General features: G+C 68.4%; 4 protein-coding genes and 1 pseudogene. 2 read left to right on the forward strand and 3 right to left on the reverse strand.

The window, feature by feature from the left end; translation table 11 throughout:
- Together AC1D01_RS20400 and AC1D01_RS20405 are read right to left on the reverse strand one after the other, a co-directional pair.
- The coding region (locus tag AC1D01_RS20400; protein ID WP_477869482.1) for an efflux RND transporter permease subunit at positions 1-551 on the reverse strand (551 nt) is incomplete at its 3' end.
- 34 nt (positions 552-585) lie between these two features.
- The gene (locus tag AC1D01_RS20405) at positions 586-1,770 is read right to left on the reverse strand and encodes an efflux RND transporter periplasmic adaptor subunit (protein ID WP_477869484.1); all 1,185 of its coding nucleotides are present in this window, start codon (positions 1,768-1,770) and stop codon (positions 586-588) included.
- A gap of 178 nt (positions 1,771-1,948) precedes the next feature.
- Between AC1D01_RS20405 and AC1D01_RS20410 the strand changes: the two genes are divergently transcribed.
- Positions 1,949-2,941, forward strand: coding sequence for a LysR family transcriptional regulator (locus AC1D01_RS20410; RefSeq protein ID WP_082004304.1), 993 nt, complete (start codon positions 1,949-1,951; stop codon positions 2,939-2,941).
- A gap of 95 nt (positions 2,942-3,036) precedes the next feature.
- Entirely contained in the window at positions 3,037-3,903 is an 867-nt protein-coding gene (locus AC1D01_RS20415; protein WP_477869486.1) for an alpha/beta hydrolase, read from the forward strand.
- Positions 3,904-3,965: 62 nt separating this feature from the next.
- Here AC1D01_RS20415 and AC1D01_RS20420 read toward each other — a convergent pair.
- Positions 3,966-4,835, reverse strand: a pseudogene (locus tag AC1D01_RS20420) (RHS domain-containing protein); the annotation flags it as partial.
- Between the last annotated feature and the right edge of the window lie 206 nt (positions 4,836-5,041).

Genomic DNA, 5,041 nt, shown 5'->3' on the forward strand with positions numbered 1-5,041 from the left:
GGCCCATGCCGGCCACGCGGGCCAGGGCCCATGCCGGCCACGCGGGCCAGCCGGTCCTTGATGTTGAGCACCGCGTAGTTGCGCAGGTMGACCTCGTCGTAGCGCGAGTTCGGCGAGAGCAAGTGCACCACCATCGTGATGTTGGGCGAGCTCTTGACGGTGGTCACGCCGATCTGCCGCACTTCCTCGGGCAGGCGCGCCAGGGCCCGCTGCACGCGGTTCTGCACCTGCGTTTCAGCCTGCTCGACGTTGGTGCCGACCTTGAAGGTGACGGTCAGGTTCATGCCGCCGTCGCCGGTGGCCTGCGAGGCCATGTACAGCATGTTCTCGGTGCCGTTGATGGCCTCTTCGAGCGGGGCTGCAACGGTCTGGGCGATCACCGTCGGGTTGGCGCCGGGGAAGCGCGCGCTGACGACGACCGACGGCGGCACGACCTCGGGGTATTCCGAGATCGGCAGCCGGAAGATCGCGATCAACCCGGCCAGGAACAACAGGATGGACAGCACGGCCGCGAAGATCGGCCTGTCCACGAAGAATTTTGAGAATCGCATGGGGTCTCTCGATGTTTCTTGCTGGCGAGCCGGCTTACTGGCGGGCCGGGGCGCTGGCCGCCGCGTCGGCATTCATCGCCACGACTTCAGGCGCCACCGGTGAGCCGGGGCGCACGCGCTGCAGGCCGTTGACGACGATGCGCTCGCCCGGCTTCAGCCCGGCACGCGCGACGCGCAGCCCGTCGACCAGCGGGCCGAGTTGCACGACGCGGTACTCGGCCTTGTTCTCGGCGTTGACGACGTAGACGTACTTGCGGTTCTGGTCGGTGCCGATCGCGGTGTCGTTGATCAGCAGCGCGGCCGGTGCGCCGATGTCGGCACCGACCTGCACCCGTGCGAACAGGCCCGGGATCAGCGCGCCGTCCTTGTTCTCGAGCACCGCGCGCATGCGCACCGTGCCGGAGGCCGGGTCGACGCGGTTGTCGACGAAGTCGAGCCGGCCTTCGTGCGGGAAGCCGCTCTCGTTGGTGAGGCCGGTGCGCACCTTGACGCCCTTGCCGCCTTCGCGGGCGGCGCCGCCGATGCTCAGGAAGGTGGATTCGTCGCCGTCGAAGCTCACGTAGACCGGGCTGATCGAGACCAGCGAGGTCAGCACGACGCTGCTGTCGATCAGGTTGCCCACCGTGACCTCGGCCTTGCCGATGCGGCCGGCGAACGGCGCACGCACGACCGAGTACTCGAGGTTCGGCCGGGCCACCGCGAGCGCGGCCTGGTCGGCCTGCGCGCCGGCTTCGAGCTGGCGGGCGCTGGCAGCGCGTTCATCGAAATCGCGCTGGGCGATCGCGTTGTCGGCCATCAGGCGCTTCGAGCGCTCGAGCTCGGTGCGGCCGAGATCCGCCTTGGCCTTGGAGCTGGCGACCGCGGCCTCCAGCTTGGCCACTTCGGCCTGGTAGCTGCGCGGGTCGATCTGGAACAGCACGTCGCCCTTCTTGACCAGCGCGCCGGGCTTGAACTGCACCGCGTCGATGATGCCGGGCACGCGGGCGCGGATCTGCGCCGATTCGACCGCTTCGATGCGGCCGGAGAAATCCTGCTGCTCGACGACATTGCGCGAGACGACGACAGCGACGCTGACCGGCGGTGCCGGCGGCGGCCCGCCGGCGGGCGTGGCAGCCATCGCTTCGCCGCCGCGCGAGCAGCCGCCCAGCGACAGCAGGGCAGCCGACACGAGCGTCACGGCGACGGTCGAGAACATCAGGGGGGTGGGACGAAGGGTCATGGGGTCATCCTGGACAGCGGAGCAGCGGCTCCAACCGAAATAGAGAGACTAAGAGACAAATGGAAATAGTCGACAGTCACGGGAAATACCCCATGCTGCGTTGCACCATCAAATGTATTGGTCTGTGAATCAGTTATAAAGTAGCGTTTTGCGGAATGACTGTTCAGGATTCAAGACAATGGACACCATCAAAGCCATGCAAGCCTTCGTCGGCGTGGTCAACACCGGCGGCTTCACCAGCGCGGCGGAGCTGCTGAACATGCCGAAGGCGACGCTCTCGGCCAGCGTGGCCGAGCTGGAAGGCCACCTGAAGGTGCGGCTGCTGCACCGCACGACCCGCAAGGTGTCGGTGACGGCAGACGGCGCCGCCTATTACGAGCGCTGCGTGCGCATCCTCGAGGATCTTCGTGACGCCGAGGAGTCGTTCTCGTCCAGCCAGGCCTCGCCGCGCGGCAAGCTGCGGGTCGACGTGAGCACCGCGGTGGCGAGCCGGCTGCTGATCCCGCTGCTGCCGTCGTTCTTCGAGCGCTACCCCGACATCGAGCTGGAGCTGGGTTGCAGCGACCGGCCGCTGAACCTGCTGAGCGAGGGCATCGACTGCGCGCTGCGCGTCGGCGAGGTGTCGGACCCGTCCGTCGTGGTGCGCCGCGTCGGCACGATGAACCTGGTGACCTGCGCGACCACCGGTTACCTGGCGCGCCACGGCCGCCCGGAGCACCCGCTCGACCTGAAGAAGCACACCTGCCTGAACTATTTCTCGCTGCGCACCGGCCAGGTGTTCGACTGGGAGTTCGTGCGCAACGGCGAGCGCATCCTGCTGCCGGTGGACAGCCCGCTGACGCTGAACGATTCCAACGCCTACGTCGACGCCTGCCTGGCGGGCCTGGGCGTCGGCCGGCTGCCGACCTACATGTTCCGCCAGTACCCGAGCTGCGGGGTGCTGGAGCTGCTGATGTGCGACTGGCTGTCGGACGAGATCCCGTTCCACGTCGTGTACCCGTCGAACCGCCACCTGTCGTCGAAGGTGCGGGTGTTCGTCGACTGGGTGGCCGAGATCCTGGAGCACCACACCGGCATGAAGATGTGCCACGAGGCGCGCGCCGAACGCGAGAAGAGCGGCATCAAGCTGCCCAACAAGACGGTGCAACTGCTCGAGGCGCAGGCGCACTGAGCCGTTCGAGAACTACGGCCACAACACGGCCACTTGAACGCGGGGAGCGTGATCCGGGGATTCAAGCCAAGGGGCGCACGGCCGAAGATCAGGCCATGCAGCTCCCCTATGCCCTCACCCGTGCCGGCTGGCCTGCCGCCGCGCTGACCGCGTTCGCCGCGGTGGCCRGCGCCAGGCTGATCGACACGCAGCAGCGCAAGTGGATCTTCCGGCCGAGCAAGCACAACCGCTGGTCGCAGGCGCGCGCGCTGCGCCGGCTCTCGGACATGCAGGAGGTGTGGATCGGCTTCGACTCGCAGCTCAGCGGGCAGCCGGTGCGGCTGCACGGCCTGTGGCTGGCGAACCCCGATCCGAAGGCGCCGCTGATGCTGTACCTGCACGGCGCGCAGCACGAGGTGACCTGCAGCGCAGAGCGCATGCGCCGGCTGCAGCGGCTCGGGTTTTCGGTGCTGGCGATCGACTACCGCGGCTTCGGCAAGAGCGGCGGCGAGCTGCCGTCCGAGGCCAGCGCCTATGAAGACGCCCGCGCCGCGTGGCAGTGGCTCGGCGCCCGGCAACCGGGCCAGGCGCGCTACCTCTTCGGCCACTCGCTGGGCGGCGCGATCGCGATCCACCTGGCGTCCGAGGTCGACGACGCGGCCGGGCTGATCATCGAGAGCAGCTTCACCTCGCTGTCCGACGTGGTCGCGAGCTTCAGCCTCGGCTGGTCGGCGGTGCGCCGCTTCATCACGCAGCGTTTCGACGCGGCGCAGAAGATCGGCGCGGTGCGCGCCCCGGTGCTGGTGGTGCATGGCGACGACGACCGGCTGATCCCGCATGCACTGGGCCGCGCGCTGTTCGACGCGGCGGTGTCGGCCAAGCGCTTCGTGCTGGTGCCGGGCGGATCGCACCACGACACGCATGCGGTCGGCGAGGCGCCGATGCGGCAGGCGCTCTCGGAGCTGTTCGGACTGCCGGCTTGATCTCTGTTCAGCCCGATCGGATCACTCTGCGTGTAGTCCCCGCCCTCCCTCCGGTAGTAGCGGTTCCAGTTGTAGAACAGCCCCGACTCCGCATCCGCATACTGCCCCGGGAAGCGCAGGTTGAAGGTGAAGTCGCCGAGCCCCGCCGGGTTGGTCAGTGGCGCCGTCGTGCCGAACGGCTCGGCCATCCAGCTCCAGCGCTGGCGGCCTTCGCGGTCGACCACCACGCGCGGCGTGTTCAGGTGATCGGTGTGGATGAAATAGACGAGCGGTGCGCCCGTCGAGTCCGCAGGGTCCGGCGTGAACACCGCGACCGGCACGTCGTCCAGCCACACGTATTCGCGGATGGCCCGACCTTGCGGGTCGTACTCGCCGAGCAACTGGCCCTGCAGGTCGTACACGAAGATGACGGTGCTCTGCGGCCCCGCGTTCGTGAACTTGCGGATGCGCCGCCGCTCGGTGTCGTAGCTGTAGCGCGCGGTCATCCCGCCACGCGACAGCACCGCCAGCTGCCCCGGCAGGTCATAGCTCGCGGTGTAGCCGGCGCTGTCGCTGGTCGTGTTCCCGGCGTTGTCATAGCCGAAACTGCGCGCCGGGTTGGTCATCGCAGCGAGCCGGTTGCTGGTCGCCTCGATCACGTAGGTGCTGGGCACCCCACTCAGGCTCTGCTCGGTCCGGTTGCCGTTCGGATCGTGGGTGATCGCCCAGCTGGTCGTCGCGGTGACCACGCTCGTCAGCCGGCTGTTCGCGTCGTAGCCGAAGTTCTGGTCGAGTGCCGGCCGCGGCGTGCCATCGGGTGCCAGGTGCGTGAACGAGACGATTCGATCGGCCTCGTCGTAGCGGATGTCGCGGAAGACGTCGCCGAGGCGCATCCGCACGATGCGCCCGTCCAGATCGATCACACGCTCGTGCGCCTGTGCACCGCCGGCCATCGCCCACTGCCAGCTTTCGACCGGGCCGAAGGGCTGGTACGTCACCTGGTCGATCAGCGGCAGCGGCTCACTCCCCGCGTCCTTCGCCAACGCGATCGACACCACATGCGCGCCGCTCCAGCGGATCGCGAGCCGGCGCCCCGATGGATACGTGATGCCGGTCAGCCGACCGAGCGTGTATTCGTAGCCGGCCACCGTGGTGACCG

It is taken from the genome of Rhizobacter sp. P3_B12 (genome assembly GCF_056402895.1).

Excerpts from the sequence above, each read along its gene's own strand:
- AC1D01_RS20410 (WP_082004304.1), top strand. The coding sequence starts at position 1,949 with ATGGACACCATCAAAGCCATGCAAGCCTTCGTCGGCGTGGTCAACACC.
- AC1D01_RS20405 (WP_477869484.1), bottom strand. The coding sequence starts at position 1,770 with ATGACCCTTCGTCCCACCCCCCTGATGTTCTCGACCGTCGCCGTGACG.